Raw genomic sequence first — 16,207 nt, 5'->3', positions numbered from 1 at the left:
GCCGGCGCGGCGGCCGGGGCGAATGTTCATCCGGCGGTCGCCGGGATTGTCGGCGGGATACGGCAGAGTGAGCCTTCCGAGCGGAAGAGGGAGGCGCGGACATGCCCGAGGAGCTGTCGCGGCGGCTCGGCACCATCGACGCGATCGTCGTGGGGCTGAGCGCGATGATCGGCGCCGGGGTGTTCGCCGCCTTCGCGCCCGCCGCGGCCGCCGCCGGTCACTGGCTGGTCGCCTCCCTCGCGCTCGCCGCCGTCGTGGCCTACTGCAACGCCACCTCCTCGGCCCGGCTGGCCGCCCTCTACCCCGAGTCCGGCGGCACCTACGTCTACGGCCGGCGCCGGCTCGGCCCGCTGTGGGGCTACCTGGCGGGCTGGGGCTTCACGATCGGCAAGACCGCCTCGTGCGCGGCGATGGCGCTCACGTTCGGCGCGTACGTCGCCCCCGGCCTGGCCAGGCCCCTGGCCGTCGGCGCGGTCGCCGCGCTGACGGCGCTCAACGTCTACGGCGTGCGCCGCACGGCCGGGGTGGCGCGGGTGATCGTGGCATTCGTCCTGGCCGTGCTGGCCGCGGTGGTCGTCACGGGTCTGCTCAGCGACGGCACGCCCGCCTCTGGCCTGTCCGCCCACCCGCTGCTCGCGGGAGGGCCGTCCGCTCTGGACGCCGTTCACCTCGTGGCGGGCCGGCCGGATCCGGCGGGCGCCGTCGGCGGGTGGGCGGTGCTGCAGGCGGCCGGGCTGCTGTTCTTCGCCTTCGCCGGCTACGCCAGGATCGCGACGCTCGGCGAGGAGGTGCGTGACCCGGCCCGCACCATCCCCAGGGCGGTGGGCGTGGCACTCGCGATCACGCTGGTCGTCTACGCGCTGGTCGCGCTCGCCGCGCTGCGCGTGCTCGGGCCGTCCTTACTGGCCAGGTCACCGGCGCCGCTGGCCGAGGTCGTCACGGTGGCCGGGGCGGAGTGGCTGGCGCCCGTCGTGCGCGCGGGGGCCGCGGTGGCGGCTCTGGGAGCGCTCCTGGCGCTGCTGCTCGGCGTCTCCCGCACGGTGCTGGCCATGGCGCGCGAGCGCGACCTGCCCGGCGTGCTGGCCGCCGTGGACCCGGCGCGGCAGGCGCCCCGGCGGGCCGAGCTCGTGGTCGGGGGCGCGGTGATCGTGCTGCTGCTGGTCGCCGACCTGCGGGAGGCGATCGGGTTCTCGTCGTTCGGCGTGCTGGTCTACTACGGCATCGCCAACGCGTGCGCGCTCACCCTCCGCCCGGACGAGGGCGCGCCGCCGCGGCCCGTCCCCGTTCTCGGCCTGCTCCTGTGCGCGCTGCTGGCGGCGACGCTGCCGCTGGGGTCGGTCCTCGCGGGGCTGGCCGTCTTCGCGGCGGGCCTGGCCATCCGGCTCGTACGCCGCCGCATCGGCCGCCCGGGAAACGGCTGATCCGCCACGCGGGGCCGGCGGCGGCTCGGCGGGTTCTCGGTGGTCGAGCACCGGCGGAGGGCGTTAGCATGGCGGCCATGACGACGTGCCCGGTGATGATGGCCCCCTAGGGGGTTTCACCGGCGACGTCTTGCTGAGGCCCTGCGACCCGGGGCCTCTCGTCGTGTTCGGGGCCCCTTGGAGGCACCGATGTACATCACGACCACCATCGCCTACGTCAACGCCCGCCCCCACCTCGGTTACGCCCTGGAGCTGGTGCAGGCCGACGTGCTGGCCAGGCATCACCGTCGGCGCGGCGAGCCGGTGCGGTTCCAGACGGGCACCGACGACAACTCGCTGAAGAGCGTGCTGGCCGCCGAGGCGGAGGGGGTGCCGGTGCGGGAGCTGGTCGACAGGAACGCCGCCGCGTTCGAGGGCCTGCGCGAGACGCTGGACCTGTCGTTCGACTCGTTCGTCCGGACGAGCGCCCAGCCCCGCCACCGCGCCGGGGTCGAGCGGATCTGGCAGGCCGTCGGTCATGACCTCTACCGGCGGCACTACGAAGGGCTGTACTGCGTGGGCTGCGAGCAGTTCTACCCGCAGGGCCCCTGCCCTGACGGTCACGCGGCGCCGTTGCAGCACGTGTCGGAGGAGAACTGGTTCTTCCGCCTCTCGACGTACCAGGACGCCTTGAGCGACCTCATCCGCTCCGGCCGGCTCAGGATCGAGCCGGCGGCCAGGCGGAACGAGGTGCTGGCGTTCGTCGAGGCCGGGCTGGAGGACATCAGCGTCTCGCGGTCCGCCGCCCGGGCGCGGGGGTGGGGCATCCCGGTGCCCGGCGACCCGAGCCAGGTGGTGTACGTGTGGTGGGACGCGCTGGCCAACTACATCACCGCGCTCGAAGGCGGCGACTACGACCGCTGGTGGGTCGACGAGCCGCGCAAGGTGCACGTGATGGGCAAGGGCGTGATCCGGTTCCACGCGGTGTACTGGCCGGCGATGCTGCTGTCGGCGGGTGAGCCGCTGCCGACGGAGATCTTCGTGCACGACTACGTGACGGCGGGCGGTCGCAAGATCAGCAAGTCGGCGGGCGGCGGCGCCGACCCGGTGGCGCTGGTGGACGCGTACGGCGTGGACGCGGTGCGGTGGTGGCTGCTGCGCGAGGTGCCGCGCGTGGGCGACGTCGACTTCACCGAGGAACGGCTGGTCGCCAGGGCCGACGAGGACCTGGCCAACGGGCTCGGCAACCTGGTCAACCGGGTGGCCACCATGGTGCACCGCTTCCTCGACGGCCACGTGCCCCCGGCGGGGGAGAGGCTGGTCGAGGTGCGGGTGGACGAGGCGCTGGACGCGTTCGACTTCCGGCGGGCGGCGGGCGAGGTGTGGCGGATCGTCGAGGAGGCCAACCGGTACGTCGAGCGCACCCGCCCGTGGAAGCAGTCACGGGCCGGTCAGGAGGCGTCCCTGGGGACGCTGGTGGCCGCGTGCCGGGAGCTGGCCGTACACCTGGAGCCGTTCCTGCCGACGGCGGCGGCGCGCGTGGCCGCGGCGGTGGGCGGGGAGCGGCTGCCGAGGCCCGAGCCCCTGTTCGGACGGCTCGCCCCGGCGGGGGCGCATGGTTGACGGTGGTGGGGCGGGCGCCTAGGTTGGCGCCCACTGACCGACCGGTATGTATGGAGGCCCCATGCCGACCGTCCAGACCGTCCGCGGGCCCGTGGACGTGGAGCGGCTCGGGCAGACGCTCATGCACGAGCACGTGTTCGTCCTGTCCACCGAGCACCTCGACAACTACGGCAGAGGCGCCTGGTGGGACGAGGAGCACCGCGTGGCGGACGCGGTGGCCAAGCTGGGCGCGGTGGCCGCGAAGGGGGTGCGGACGATCGTCGACCCGACGGTGTGGGGCCTCGGCCGGTACATCCCGCGCATCCAGCGCGTCGCCGAGCAGGTGCCCCAGCTGAACATCATCGCCGCCACCGGCGTCTACGCCTTCGAGGAGCTGCCGCACCAGTACGAGAGCCGCGGCCCCGGCCTGTTCCTCGACATGCCGGACCCGATGATCGACGACTTCGTGCGCGACCTCACCGAGGGCATCGCCGACACGGGGGTGAAGGCGGCGTTCCTGAAGTGCGTGGTCGAGAAGAAGGGGCTGACGCCCGGCGTGGAGCGCATCTGCCGGGCCGTCGCCCGGGCGCACGTGCTCACCGGCGCGCCGATCACCGTCCACACGAACTCCTTCACGCGGAGCGGCCTGCTCGCGCTCGACCTGTTCGCCGAGGAGGGCGTCAACCTGGAGAAGGTGGTCGTCGGGCACGCCGGCGACAGCAACGACCTCGACTACCTCATGCGGCTGGCCGACACGGGAGCGACGCTGGGGATGGACCGGTTCGGCCTCGACGCCTACAACCCGACCGTTCAGCGGGTGGCCACGGTGGCGGCGCTCTGCCGGCGCGGGTACGCCGACCGCATGGTCCTCAGCCACGACACGGCCTGCTTCATGGACTACTTCGGTGGCGCCTGGGACGAGGCCCTCTCAACGCTCGCGCCGAACTGGCGCTACGATCACATTCACGACGACGTCCTGGCCGCCCTGCTTGACTCGGGTGTCACGGATGAGCAGATCGAGCAGATGCTGGTGTTCAACCCGAAGCGCTACTTCTCGTAAAGTGGTCCACAAGCAGGTGGAAAGCGTCTCGGACGAGCAACGCAGGTAGGTGGAGCTGGGTGACTTCGGAGCAGGCCTTGTCGATAAGCCTCGGACTCCAGGGACCCTGCGTCATCGCGCGGCTGACAGGGGATTTCGACTTCGGGTCAGCGGCCGAGGTCCGGGACCGGGTGACCAAGGCCCTCGACCTGACCCAGCCTCCGATGCTCGTGATCGACATGCAGGCCGTCAGCGTCTGCGACTCCTCCGGCCTGTCGGTGCTGGTCTACCTGCACAAAGCGGTCACCGCCTCGGGCGGGCGGCTGCTGCTGGCGGGGCTGAACGGCAGGTGCAAGCACCTGTTCGCGATCACGGCCCTCGACAAGTTCTTCGACATCCGCACCACGGCGGAGCTGGCCATCGCGGAACTGAACGACACCGACGGCTACCCCGAAGATAAGCCCGATATAAGCGGATAACCGTTTCGTATCGGATCTTCTTGGTGAAATGTTGGGATTCCGGGTTTCCTGATAGTAGTCAAGCAAGTACCAGTCGCTGCCACAGGGGGAAGCGACTGTTCTCCACATCAGGGGGCAACATGATCAAGCGCCTTGCCGGCACGGTCTTAGTGGCGGCTGCCGCAACCTCGGTCCTGGCGGCGCCCGCCGGCGCGTCGGCGTCCACCAGCACGTCCACGACCGCGGCTGCCGCGGCCAGTGCGCAACTGATCCGCACCAAGGTCTACTTCGGCCGGTGCAAGGACACCTGCCGGATCAAGGTGAGGGTCAGGAACGTCTCGTACAAGAACCTCTACAACGTGAAGCTCAACGCCAGTCTCAAGGTCAACGGCAGGAAGGCCGGGACCTGCTACGACTACATCGGGACCATCCGTGCCCGCAAGACCCGCTGGGCCTCCTGCACGGTCCGCACCAGGACGCTGGACAGGATGTACAACAACTGGCTCGACGGATACGCCAGCTTCAACCGCTACGCGCACACGAACGTGTCGTACAGGTATTACCGCTGAGTGACCGCCAGGGGCCTGACCGACCCCCGGCAGGCCCCTGGCTCACGCGGTGACGAGGAGTGCCACCCCGATCAGCACCGCGACCGGGACGAGCCACATCACGGCCTCGACAGCGAACTCCTTGTACATCGCGTAAGTCTCCTTCTGCGGATCGGGCGGACGTCACTGCGCAGTGTAGCGGCCCCGGTGACCTGCCCGATCCGCTCAGGCCGCGACTCGCTCCGTCCGGACCGGATCCCGGCCCGACCGGCTCAGGCCGTGACCGCTCCGTCCGAGGCCGAGCCGACGGTCGCGGCGTACTTGGTCAGCACGCCGCGCTCGACCTCCCGCTCGGGCCGCCGCCACGCGGCCCGCCGCCGCTCCAGCTCCTCCTCCGGCACCGCCAGCTCGATCGTCCCCGCCGCGCTGTCGATGATGACCGTGTCGCCGTCGCGGACCAGCGCGATCGGCCCGCCGTGGTACGCCTCGGGCGCCACGTGCCCGATGACCCGGCCGTGCGAGACGCCGCTGAACCGGCCGTCGGTCACCAGCGCCACCGAGCTGCCGAGGCCGCGCCCGACGAGCGGGCCGGTGATCGAGAGCATCTCGCGCATGCCGGGACCGCCCGCCGGGCCCTCGTACCGCACGACGATGACGTCGCCGGCGACGATGCGGTCCTGCTCGATGGCGAGGTAGCAGTCGTTCTCGGAGTCGAACACCTTGGCCGGGCCCTCGTGCCGGAAGTCGTCCTTGCCGCCCAGCTTGAGCACGCAGCCGTCGGGCGCGAGCGAGCCGCGCAGGATCGCCAGCGCGCCGCGCGGCTTGAACGGCTGCTCGACGCTCGCCACCACCTGCTGCCCCGGCCTCTCCTGGGCGTCGGCGGCGACGTCGGCGAGCGTGCGGCCGTCGACCAGCGTGACGTTCTCGCGCAGCAGGCCGGCCTCCAGCAGCCGGCGCACCACCAGCGACGTGCCGCCGGCCCGCCACAGATCCAGGGCGGTGTGCTCGCCGCCGCTCGGCTTGAGCCCGGTGATGATCGGGGTGCGGCGGCAGACCTCGCCGATCTCGTCGATCTCCAGGGGCAGGCCGGCCTCGCGGGCGATGGCCAGCAGGTGCAGGACGGCGTTGGTGGAGCCGCCCATGGCCGCGACCGACACGATCGCGTTGTGCAGGGCGTCCGCGGTGAGCACCCGCGAGGGGCGCGCGTCGCGGGCCAGCGCCTGCATGGCGATCTCGCCGACCCGCCGGGCCGCGGCGTTCTTGTCCTCGGCCACCGCGGGGATGTCGCCCACGCCGAACGGCGCCAGGCCCAGGAAGTCGGCGACGCCGCCCATGGTGTTGGCGGTGTACTGGGCGGCGCAGGTGCCCGCGCCCGGACAGGCGTGCCTGGCCAGGTCGTCCAGGTCGGACTGGTCGAGGCGGCCGACGGCGCGCTCGCCCAGCGCCTCCCACATGTCCTGGATGGTCACGTCCCGGCCACGCCACCGGCCGGGCATCATGCTGCCGCTGTAGAGGACGACGGACGGCACGTCCAGCCGGGCCAGCGCCATGATCCCGGCGGGCACGGTCTTGTCGCAGCCCACGATGACCACGAGGGCGTCGAACTCGTGCGCGCGGCCCATCAGCTCGATCGAGTCGGCGATGACCTCGCGGCTGACCAGCGAGGCGCGCATGCCGGGGGTGTGCATGGTGAGGTTGTCGGAGACGGCGATCGTGTTGAACTCCATCGGCGTGCCGCCCGCCGCCCGCACCCCCTCGGCGACGTGCGCGGCCAGCTCGCGGTGGGTGAGGTTGCAGGGCATGGTGCCGGTCCAGGTGGAGGCGATGCCGACCACGGGGCGGCGCATCTCCTCCTCCGACCAGCCCATGGCGTACAGGTGCGAGCGGGCCGGTGCGCGGTCCGGATCGTCGGCGATGCTCAAGGCGCAGTCCTTCGTCGTGCGGTTGTTGGCTCCACCATGATTCCGCGTCCTACTGCTCGCGCATCTGCCAGGGTGAGCCGTACTCGACCAGCAGGTCCAGGAACGGGCGCGGCTCGAACGCCTCGGGCCCCAGCACGCCGGCGCCCTTCCAGACCCCGCTCGCCAGCAGTTCGAGGGCGGCGACCGGGTTCACGGCGGTCTGCCAGAGCACGGCCTGGGAGCCGTACTCGCGCATCGACCACTGGTTGTCGACCACGTGATAGAGGTACACCTCGCGCGGCCGGCCGTCCTTGACGCCCTTGACCCAGGTGCCGGCGCACGTCTTGCCGCTCATGCGCTCGCCCAGGCCGGCCGGGTCGGGCAGCACGGCGGCGACCACGTCACGCGGGGCGACCCGGGCGGTGCCGTGCTCGGTCCTGACGGAGACCGGCTCGGTGCTGTCGACGCCGAGCTCGTGCAGGGTCCGCAGCTTGCCGATGAAGTCCTCGCCGAGGCCGTACTTGAAGGTGACCCGCCGCGCCGGGATCCACCTCGGGACGAGCACCACCTCCTCATGTTCGACGTTCACGCACTCCACCGGGCCGATCCCGGCGGGGAAGTCGAAGACCTCGGGCTCGCTGAACGGCTCCGTGGTGTACCAGCCGCGCTCCCGCTCGTAGACGACCGGCGGGTTGAGGCACTCCTCGATGGTGGTCCAGATGGAGAACGACGGCGCGAAATCGTACCCCTCGACGGTCAGGTTGGCGCCGTCCCTGACCCCGACCTCCTCGATCTCGTCGAACAGCTCGTCGGCGGCGTACCGCGCGAAGACGTCGGCCAGGCCCGGCTCCACGCCCATGCCGACCAGCGCCAGCCGGTCCCGCGCGGTCCACTCCTCCGCGCGGGCGAACTGATCGTCGCCCAGCTTGACCCCCACCTCCTCGTACGGGCGCTCCGGGTGCGGCCTCGACATCGACATCGCCATGTCGAGGTAGTCGGCGCCGGCCGCGAGCGCGGCGTCGAACAGCGGCAGCACGAAACGCGGGTCGGTGGCGTTCAGCAGCACGTCGCACCGGTGCTCGCGCAGCAGGGCGGTGACGGCGGCCCGGTCGGCGGCGTCGACTTCGGCCGCGGTGAACCTGGCGGCCCGCTCGCCCAGCGCGGCGACGGCCGCCTCGGCGCGGGGGAGGTCGTAGTCGGCGACGACGAGGTGGTCGAAGTACGGGCGGCGGGCGGCGATGCGGGTGATGGCGGTTCCCACGCCGCCGGCTCCGACGAGGAGGATGCGCATGACAATACGTCCCTTTTGAGGAGGTTTTGGTGGATTCAACCCCGGTATACTCGTCAACGTCAATGGCGTTGGCATAAGGCGCGCGGATGGCCAAGCGGGTGGTGCCCGAGTCGGCACGCAGGCGGCGGCGTCCCACCAAGCAGGGGCAGGTCCTCACGCACGGCCTCATCGTGGAGACCGCGCTGCGCATGCTGCGCGAGCACGGGGCCGCCGGGCTGAGCGCCCGCCGCCTCGGCCTCGCCCTCGGCGCCGACGCCAGCACGGTCTACCGCTACTTCCGCGGCATGGACGACCTGATCCTGGCGATCGCCGACGAGGTGTACGGCACCGCGATGGCCGGCTGGCGGCCCGCCGGCGACTGGCGCGCCGACCTGCGCGACCTGGGCCTGCGCATCCACCACGCTTACCTGGCCCACCCGCAGGCCGCGCTGCTGACCGCGAGCCGCGTGACCGGCCGTCCCAACGAGGTGGGCGGCGATGAGACCATCCTCGGCATCCTGCGCGGCGCCGGGTTCGCCGACCCGGACGCGGTGCGGATCTATCACGCCTTCATCGACCAGTGCCTGGCCTTCGCCATCCTGGACGCCGCCACGCTGGCCCTGCCGAAGGCGGCGCGGGAGGCCGACGAGGAGGTGTGGCGCGACACGTACGCGCGGCTGCCCGCCCGTACCCATCCGAACATCGCCGCGACGGCGCCGCTGCTGGTCGCCCAGATGAACGACAGCGCCTACCCGGCGGCCCTCGACATGCTGCTGTCGAGCGCGTCCGCGCAGCTCGGCCGGGACTCGTGATACTTCGGAGCTACGCCACGACGTGCGCTCCCCAGGGGGACGTGGACTACGGGCGGTGATCCATACCGTCGATGCCTGAGCACCGATTCCAGGCATTTCACGTTATGGAGGACACCGTCAATGGCGACCCGCTCGCGTGGCAGCCGCCCGCACCGCATCCTGTCCGCGGCGCTCATCGCCGCCGCGCTGGCAGGGCCCGTCACGGGCACGACCCGGCCGGAAGCGGTGCCCGCGCCCGTGCCCGCCCCCGTGCCGCCGCTGACCGCCGCGACGCCGGCCGCCCTCGCCCATCGGTACGCGGCCGGCCGCGCGGAGATCCAGGCGGCCGCGCGGGTGACGGTCCGGTACGGCCACCACTGGCGCGCCGCGCGGCTGGACGAGATGGCCGATCCCGCCCGGCACTTCCTGTCCTTCGACGGGCGCGACGGCGGTCGCGCGGTCGAGGTCCTCGGGGAACTCTCCCGTGCCGAGCGGATCGCCGTGCTCGTCCCCGGCGCGGGCATCAACCTGGACAAGTACGGACTCCTGCGGGGCCGCTCGCTGAGGCTGAAGGCCGCGCTGGACGACCGGTCGGCCGTGATCGCCTGGCTCGGGTACGCGACGCCGAGCAGCGTGAGCCTCCGGGTGGCCACCCCCGACGCCGCCGACGTGGCCGTACCCCGCCTGCGGGCCTTCGTGGCGCGCTTACGCGCGGTCCTGCCGGGCGCCCGCCTCACGCTCCTGTGCCACTCGTACGGCTCCGTGGTGTGCGGCCGGGCCGCGCCGGGGCTGGACGTCGCCGACATCGTCCTGTTCGGCAGCGCCGGCGCGGGCGTGGCCGACGCCGCGGCGATGCGCGGCCCCGCCGAGGTGTGGGCCGGGCGCACGGCGGGGGACTGGGTGGGGCGCCTGCCGCACGCGTCGATCGAGCTGTCGTCCGTGACGGTGGGGCTGGGCGCGGATCCGGTGTCGCCGGAGTTCGGGGCCCGGATCTTCGACGCGGGCGGGGGCGGGCACAGCGACTACCTGGCGAGCGGGTCGAGGGCGCTGGCGAGCATCGCCCGGATCGTGTCAGGACAGGCGGACGGCGATGCGTGAGCGGCGTGGTCCCCGTGTTCTGCGAACCGTTCATGCCGTTCGCGGCTTTCGCCAGCTCGCTGCCCGGCTCGACGCCGCGACGCCGCCCGGCCGTGACCGCGCCCTGGACGCCCTGCGCGCGCTGGCCATTCTCGGCGTGGTCGCCGGTCACTGGCTGGTGACGGCGCTCGTGGTGGACAGCGGCAGGCTCCGGGTGGCCAGCCCGCTGCGCCACCTGCCGGAGCTGGCCCCGCTCTCCTGGGTGTTCCAGACACTCGCGCTCTTCTTCCTGGTGGGCGGGCTGGTGGGGACGCGCGGGCACCTCCGGGCACGGGCGGAGGGCGTACCGTACGGGCGGTGGATCGCGGGGCGCGCCGGCCGGCTGTTCCGGCCGGTGGTCGCCGTGGTGGCGCTGTGGGGCGTCGTGGCCCTGGCGATGCTGGCCGGCGGGGCGGGCCTGGAGAGCGTGCGGGCGCTCGCCAAGCTGGTGCTGTCGCCGATGTGGTTCCTGCTGGTCTTCGCGGTGCTGACGGCGGCGACCCCGCTCGTGTCGAGGCTCCATCCGGTGTGGCCGCTCGCCGCCGTCGCCTGCGCCGACCTGGTCAGGTTCGGCGGGGGAGTGCTGCCCGGTCATGCGGAGGCGGCCGGGGACGCGGCCTGGGATCTGGTCGGAGACGTGGCCGGGCTGGTGGACGTGGCGGCCGGGGACCTGGCCCGGCTGGTCAACGTGGCGGCCGGGTGGCTGGTGCCGTACTGCCTGGGGGCGGCCTGGGCCCGTGGCCGCCTGCGGGGGCGCGCGACCGGCTGGGCGCTGCTGCTCGGCGGCTCGGCCACCGCCGGCGCGCTCGTCACCTGGGGCGGCTACCCCGGCACCATGGTCGGCGTGCCAGGGGCGCCGGTGTCGAACCTCGACCCGCCCTCCCTCGCCGCCGTGAGCTGGGGCCTCGCCCAGTGCGGCGCGGCGCTGCTGCTGCTCGGCCCGCTGCGGCGGCTGCTGCGCCGCCCGGCGGCCTGGGCCCCGGTCGCCCTGGTGAACCTCGCCTCGATGACCGTCTTCCTCTGGCACCAGACCGCCATGATCGCGGTCACCTCGATCGGCCTGCTCGTGGCGGGCCCGCCGTGGTCCGGGGACGCGGGCGGGACGCTGCCCGGCCTGCACACCCCACCCGACGGGGCCGGGTGGGTGCTCGCCCGGGTGGCCTGGCTCCCGGCGTTCGCGGTGGCGCTGCTGGTGTGCTGCGCCACGTTCCACGTGCACGAGCGGGGACGGCCACGGTCCAGGGGCCGTTACATGACGCCGTTAGGCTGGACGAGCGTGAGGGCGCGCGGGACGGAGGGCGAGGGCTGAATGGGCAGGCCCCGGAGCATCCTTCGCACCGTGCGCGCGGACCTGTGGAACCCGGCCGCCGACCCGCTGCCCCGCATGTCGCGCCCGCGCGCGCTGTCGCGGCTCCCGCACACCCTCGTCGTCCTGTACGCGCTGATCATGGGTATTTTCCCGAGCAGCGAGGGCATGGATCCCACGGTCCCCATGCTGGCCATGATGAGCGCGGCCGTCCTCGTGATCGCGATGTTCCGCCCGTTGCCCGCCTGGTGGGCCTCGATCGTCATCATGATCATCGGCGCCAGGACGGGGCTGACCTATCTCGGGGAGGCCCAGACCTTCCCCTGGATGGTGCCGGAGGCGCCGCTCCCAGGGGCACCTCACCCGAGATACGTGATCAACGAGGTGGTGGCGTTCCCATGGACGGGCTCCGGCATGGCCCTGCAGGCCGGAGTGCTCTTCCTGCTGGCACTCCGGGTGCGTCCCCGCGTCGCCGTCGAGACACTGCTGATCACCACCCTGGTGGCGGTCATGTGCGTGGTGTTCCTCCCGGAGTACAGCTCCGGTCATCCGGTGACGGCCCTGCCGGTCTACGCGTTCGCCGTCGCGGTCGGGGCCGGGGTGCGCATGCTCAGGACGACCCGTACCCGGCTGGAGGCCCAGCAGGAGCTGACCGCCGAGGAACGGGCCCGCCGTACGGTGCTGGAGGAGCGCAACAGGATCGCCCGAGAGCTGCACGACGTGGTCGCGCACCACATGTCGGTGATCTCCATCCAGGCGCAGGTCGCGCCGCACCTGGTGGACGACCCGTCCGACGAGCTCAGGGAGAACCTGGCGGGCATCCGGCAGAACGCCGTGGAGGCGCTGACCGAGCTGCGCCGCGTCCTCGGCCTGCTGCGCGCCCGTGACACCCCGGAGGACGCTCACAGGGCCGGGGCGGGGACTGGAGTCGGGACCGGGGCCGGACCGAGACCCGGAGCCGGGAACGGGACCGGGGCCGTGAATGTCGTGGGCCGTGACGCGCTCGGGTACTCGCTCGGGGACGCGCCTCAGCCCACGCTCGACCGGCTCGACGAACTGCTCGCGAACGTGCGCGGGGCGGGCGTCGCGCTCACCGCCGAGATCGCGGGCGAGCCGCGCCCGCTGTCGCCGGGAGTGGAGCTGTCGGCGTACAGGATCGTGCAGGAGGCGCTCAGCAACGCCATGCGCCACGCGCCCGGCGCGCCCGTGACGGTCCGGCTGCGCTACCGGCCCGACGCCCTCACCATCAGGGTCGTCAACGCCGCCCCCGGCGCCCCGCCGCCGCCCTCGCCCGGCGCCGGCCACGGGCTGCTCGGGATGCGGGAACGCGCGGCCATGCTGGGCGGCGACCTCGCCACCGGCCCCACGCCGGACGGCGGCTACGAAGTGAGCGTGTTCCTGCCCGTCGACTCGCAGAAAGGCATCGAAGCCACCTCATGACCAGTGTCCGCGTCCTCATCGCCGACGACCAGGTGATGGTCCGCCAGGGCTTCGCCGTGCTGCTCAACGCCGAGCCCGGCATCGAGGTCGTCGGCCAGGCCGTGAACGGCCTCGACGCCGTCGCCAAGGTCGCCGAGCTGAACCCCGACGTGGTGCTCATGGACGTGCGGATGCCCGAGCTGGGAGGCATCGAGGCGACCCGCCGCATCACCGGGCAGCCGGACGCGACCGTACGGGTGCTCGTCCTGACCACGTTCGACCTCGACGACTACGTCTACGAGGCGCTGCGCGCGGGCGCGTCCGGCTTCCTGCTCAAGGACGCGTCGGCGGCCGAGCTCGCCCACGCGGTCCGGGTCGTGGCGGCGGGGGACGCCCTGCTCTCGCCGAACGTCACCAAGCGCCTCATCACCGAGTTCTCCCGGATGAGCGGCGCGCCGCGCGCCCCGCTGAAGGAGCGCGTGGGCGACCTCACGGAGCGCGAGACCGAGGTCCTTTCGCTGGTCGCGCAGGGCCTGTCGAACGCGGAGATCGCCGAGGGCCTGGTGATCGCCGAGCAGACCGTCAAGACCCACGTGAGCAGGATCCTCCTCAAACTCGGGCTGCGCGACCGTACCCAGGCGGTGGTCTTCGCCTACGAAACGGGCCTGGTCCGCCCGTCGGGCTACTGATCGCCACGTCACGCCGGCGTTTCCGATCCGCCACGCCGGTTCGGTCGTGTGCTCAGGAGTAGAGGAGCTCGGGGCCGGCCAGGATCACCTCGTCGCGGCTCGAGGCAAGGAGGTCCGGGGTGAAGCCCGCGGTGCTGAAACAGGCTAGACGGGTCGATCGCGTGTCATATCCCCGCTGCGACAGAAGATCGCGGACGCGGCGCAGCCGTTCCACGTGCCCCGACCCCATGACCTCGCCCCACTTCGCCTCTCCCAGACAGAGCACTCGCCGCGGCCCTCCATCGGGTTGAGCCAGGACCACCACGTCGATCTCGTGGCTGGTCCGGCGCTCTTGATCATTGACCACGCCGTGACCGACTTCGCCGGGAATGTCGCCGAACATCTCAGCATCGGCGAAATCCGCGGCCCATGTTCGGCAGATCTCCTCGAAATGCGGGCCGACCACCCCACTCATGAATCGACCCTTGCTCCGGGCCCACACCCGGTCCGCTCGCCTACGTTCGAGCTCTCGCCAGGCCGGTCGCATGATCGTGTGATAAAAGGTGACCAATGGTTCCGTGACGCGATAGAGCGGTCGGGCCGCCCGCAGCATGTCAGGGGACTTGGCCAGCAAACCCGCGTCTTCCAGGACGGTCAAGGGGTGGCTGATCTCGGTGGCCTTGCGGCCGATGTAGCCGGCGATGCCGCCACGTGACGCATTGCCCTCGGCCACCGCCGCCAGGACGGAGTGGTAGAGGGCGGAGTCACGTAGGTCCGGCTCCTCCGCCAGGAGATAGCGGGCCTCCCGGAAGAGGGGACGTGCGGGATTCAGCACCGCGCGCTCGACCCAGTCATCGAAGTCGGCAAGTGAACGGGGAGCGTCATCGCGTACGTACTCCCGACGGTATGCGGGGGTGCCGCCGACGACGGCATGTGTCAGCAGTGCGAGCCGGGGATCGCTGATCTGCCAGAACTCGGCGGCCACCTGGTAGTCCAGAGTGGGCACGACCAGCTCGAGCCCCGCCCTGCCGCGCAAGGGGGCGTCACCCGACAGTAGCGAACCCATGAACGACAGTGCAGAACCGCACAGAATCAGGCGAATCGGCGATCCTCCTCTGCGCCGACGCAAGTCCAGGGCGGCCTGGAGTATGGAGGGCAGCTCACGCGAGCCTTTGACGAGATAGGGAAACTCGTCGATCACTACAGGAAGGGGTGTTGAGGTCTCCAGATCGAGAATCGCGTCGATGATCGCACGCCATGAGGTGAAGCGCAGCGGCGCCGGGCTGCCGACTCTGGCGGCCAGGAGCTCGCCGATCAGGTGGAAATGCTCGGCCGGAACGGCCTCGGTGCCCTCGATGTAAACGCCGCCGGTCGCCTCGCACAGCGAACCCAGCAACAACGTCTTCCCTTGGCGTCGCCTTCCTGAGACGACGCCGAGTGTGGGGAACGGTGAGTCGTCTTGGATGAAGTTGACCAACTCGGCCCATTCGGCCTCGCGATCGAAGATTTCCGGCGGCTTGACCAGGGACACTCGCCAAATATAGAACTACGCTTATTATAACTCAAGTTCTACATTGATTCTGGGTGCTTCTGGGCGAGGCGTTTGCCCAGGCCGGCGAGGGATTCGTCGGCCATGAGCGCCGGCAGGCTCGGGGCGTCCGCGTCGATCTGGCGGAGCACAGCCGGCTGCCCGCCCAGGAACCGGGTCCACGCCCGGAGCACCTCCGGCATCGCCGCGATCCCGGCCTCCGACAGGATGGCCTCCCTCGGCAACCACGAGGTCAGGAACTGGGCGGCCCTCGCCGGGCTCCACCACAGAGGACGATCGCCGACGAACTCGACCAGCTTCCCGAACGCCTCCCGCGCGCCGGGCAGCTCCGGCAGCTCCTGGAACCGGCTCACCGCGTCGTCGGGCGCCGGCCGTACGAGGTCGGGCACCGCGCGGGCCCGCGAGAGCGCGATGGGCCGGACGGCGGGCAGCGTGTCCGCCACCAGCGCGCCCATGATCCGATCGCCCAGCTCGAACGCGTCCAGCACCCGCCCCGCGACCGTCCCCGGCTCCTCGGCCCGCAGGTTCAGGTCGTCGAGGAACTTCACCTCCTCGACCACCGCGTCGACGGCCAGCCCGCCGTTCACCTGGTCGATCCCGACGACGAGGAGGTGCGGCTCCTTGCCGTTCTCGTAGCGGAAGGACAGGGCGGCGAGGGTCTGCTCGCCGTACGGGTCGGCGGGGCCGTACCAGGCGCCCTCGCACGTCACCCGCCCCATGCGCCGCACCCACCCGGGGAGCGTCTCCAGCACGCCGTCCGCGGCACGCGCGAAGAGCGCGTCATCCACCGGCTCTCCAGGCGCCGCCCCTTCACCGGTGGCTGCATGGGCGCCCGCCCCGGCCTCCGTCTCCGCGCCCGCGCCCTTGACCGCGGCCAGGGCGGCGAGAGTGAGACGTGCCTCAGTGCCGCCGTCCTCGGCGAGTCGCCGCAGGAACGGCTCCACTTCGCCCTGCTCAAGGCCGGCCATGAGCCGCGCCGCCCACAACTCGGTCCGCAGCGGCGACCGCCACCTGAGGAGGTCACGGGCCTGGCTGATCACCGTGGTAAACGCTGTCGTGCTCACCATTCGACCGTACCGTTCCCACCCGCCACGGACACCGGCCGACGCGTGCCCCCTGTCCGCCACCCACCCTTGCGCG

At 72.1% G+C, this 16,207-nt stretch carries 14 protein-coding genes; 10 read left to right on the top strand and 4 right to left on the bottom strand.

What is annotated here, in order from left to right; translation table 11 throughout:
- The first annotated feature begins 101 nt into the window (after positions 1–101).
- From FH608_RS19490 to FH608_RS19470, 5 genes are all read left to right on the top strand, one after another.
- Entirely contained in the window at positions 102–1,421 is a 1,320-nt protein-coding gene (locus tag FH608_RS19490; protein ID WP_139631986.1) for an APC family permease, read from the top strand.
- A 189-nt stretch (positions 1,422–1,610) separates the two neighbouring features.
- Positions 1,611–3,023, top strand: coding sequence for a methionine--tRNA ligase (metG, locus tag FH608_RS19485; RefSeq protein ID WP_139631985.1), 1,413 nt, complete (start codon positions 1,611–1,613; stop codon positions 3,021–3,023).
- Positions 3,024–3,084: 61 nt separating this feature from the next.
- Positions 3,085–4,062, top strand: coding sequence for a phosphotriesterase family protein (locus tag FH608_RS19480; RefSeq protein ID WP_139631984.1), 978 nt, complete (start codon positions 3,085–3,087; stop codon positions 4,060–4,062).
- A 59-nt stretch (positions 4,063–4,121) separates the two neighbouring features.
- A complete protein-coding gene (locus FH608_RS19475) occupies positions 4,122–4,520 on the top strand; it encodes an STAS domain-containing protein (RefSeq protein ID WP_139631983.1) in 399 nt (132 codons plus the stop codon).
- 119 nt (positions 4,521–4,639) lie between these two features.
- Positions 4,640–5,068 carry a hypothetical protein gene (locus tag FH608_RS19470; RefSeq protein WP_139631982.1) on the top strand — a complete coding sequence of 143 codons (429 nt, stop codon included), beginning with the start codon at positions 4,640–4,642 and terminating at the stop codon, positions 5,066–5,068.
- Positions 5,069–5,319: 251 nt separating this feature from the next.
- Here the strand turns inward: FH608_RS19470 and ilvD are convergent, their stop codons facing one another.
- Positions 5,320–6,969, bottom strand: a complete 1,650-nt coding sequence (ilvD, locus tag FH608_RS19465) for a dihydroxy-acid dehydratase (RefSeq protein ID WP_139631981.1) — start codon at positions 6,967–6,969, stop codon at positions 5,320–5,322.
- A 49-nt stretch (positions 6,970–7,018) separates the two neighbouring features.
- Positions 7,019–8,239 carry a saccharopine dehydrogenase family protein gene (locus FH608_RS19460; protein ID WP_139631980.1) on the bottom strand — a complete coding sequence of 407 codons (1,221 nt, stop codon included), beginning with the start codon at positions 8,237–8,239 and terminating at the stop codon, positions 7,019–7,021.
- 86 nt (positions 8,240–8,325) lie between these two features.
- Between FH608_RS19460 and FH608_RS19455 the strand changes: the two genes are divergently transcribed.
- The 5 genes from FH608_RS19455 (at position 8,326) to FH608_RS19435 (ending at position 13,539) form a co-directional block, all read left to right on the top strand.
- Entirely contained in the window at positions 8,326–9,030 is a 705-nt protein-coding gene (locus FH608_RS19455) for a TetR/AcrR family transcriptional regulator (protein ID WP_139631979.1), read from the top strand.
- Between the two features lie 120 nt (positions 9,031–9,150).
- Positions 9,151–10,107, top strand: coding sequence for an alpha/beta hydrolase (locus tag FH608_RS19450; RefSeq protein ID WP_139631978.1), 957 nt, complete (start codon positions 9,151–9,153; stop codon positions 10,105–10,107).
- Positions 10,100–11,434 carry an acyltransferase family protein gene (locus tag FH608_RS19445; RefSeq protein WP_139631977.1) on the top strand — a complete coding sequence of 445 codons (1,335 nt, stop codon included), beginning with the start codon at positions 10,100–10,102 and terminating at the stop codon, positions 11,432–11,434. Before FH608_RS19450 ends, FH608_RS19445 begins: the two co-directional genes overlap by 8 nt.
- 30 nt (positions 11,435–11,464) lie before the next feature.
- Positions 11,465–12,871 carry a sensor histidine kinase gene (locus FH608_RS19440; protein ID WP_226899700.1) on the top strand — a complete coding sequence of 469 codons (1,407 nt, stop codon included), beginning with the start codon at positions 11,465–11,467 and terminating at the stop codon, positions 12,869–12,871.
- On the top strand, positions 12,868–13,539 hold the full coding sequence (locus FH608_RS19435) for a response regulator (protein ID WP_139631975.1): 672 nt from the start codon (positions 12,868–12,870) through the stop codon (positions 13,537–13,539). Before FH608_RS19440 ends, FH608_RS19435 begins: the two co-directional genes overlap by 4 nt.
- Before the next feature lie 52 nt (positions 13,540–13,591).
- On the opposite strand, the gene FH608_RS19430 is transcribed toward FH608_RS19435, so the two are convergent.
- Positions 13,592–15,049, bottom strand: coding sequence for an ATP-binding protein (locus tag FH608_RS19430; RefSeq protein ID WP_226899699.1), 1,458 nt, complete (start codon positions 15,047–15,049; stop codon positions 13,592–13,594).
- A 38-nt stretch (positions 15,050–15,087) separates the two neighbouring features.
- On the bottom strand, positions 15,088–16,131 hold the full coding sequence (locus FH608_RS19425; protein WP_139631974.1) for a hypothetical protein: 1,044 nt from the start codon (positions 16,129–16,131) through the stop codon (positions 15,088–15,090).
- Positions 16,132–16,207 lie beyond the last annotated feature (76 nt).

This window comes from Nonomuraea phyllanthi, from assembly GCF_006334985.2.
GTDB lineage: Bacteria > Actinomycetota > Actinomycetes > Streptosporangiales > Streptosporangiaceae > Nonomuraea > Nonomuraea phyllanthi.
This window is presented reverse-complemented; position numbering and strand designations above follow the sequence as displayed.

What these genes read in the sequence shown, in the direction of transcription:
- FH608_RS19490 (WP_139631986.1), top strand. Translation starts at nt 102, where the DNA reads ATGCCCGAGGAGCTGTCGCGGCGGCTCGGCACCATCGACGCGATCGTC.
- FH608_RS19435 (WP_139631975.1), top strand. Translation starts at nt 12,868, where the DNA reads ATGACCAGTGTCCGCGTCCTCATCGCCGACGACCAGGTGATGGTCCGC.
- metG (WP_139631985.1), top strand. Translation starts at nt 1,611, where the DNA reads ATGTACATCACGACCACCATCGCCTACGTCAACGCCCGCCCCCACCTC.
- FH608_RS19460 (WP_139631980.1), bottom strand. Translation starts at nt 8,239, where the DNA reads ATGCGCATCCTCCTCGTCGGAGCCGGCGGCGTGGGAACCGCCATCACC.
- FH608_RS19470 (WP_139631982.1), top strand. Translation starts at nt 4,640, where the DNA reads ATGATCAAGCGCCTTGCCGGCACGGTCTTAGTGGCGGCTGCCGCAACC.
- FH608_RS19445 (WP_139631977.1), top strand. Translation starts at nt 10,100, where the DNA reads ATGCGTGAGCGGCGTGGTCCCCGTGTTCTGCGAACCGTTCATGCCGTT.
- FH608_RS19450 (WP_139631978.1), top strand. Translation starts at nt 9,151, where the DNA reads ATGGCGACCCGCTCGCGTGGCAGCCGCCCGCACCGCATCCTGTCCGCG.
- FH608_RS19455 (WP_139631979.1), top strand. Translation starts at nt 8,326, where the DNA reads ATGGCCAAGCGGGTGGTGCCCGAGTCGGCACGCAGGCGGCGGCGTCCC.
- FH608_RS19480 (WP_139631984.1), top strand. Translation starts at nt 3,085, where the DNA reads ATGCCGACCGTCCAGACCGTCCGCGGGCCCGTGGACGTGGAGCGGCTC.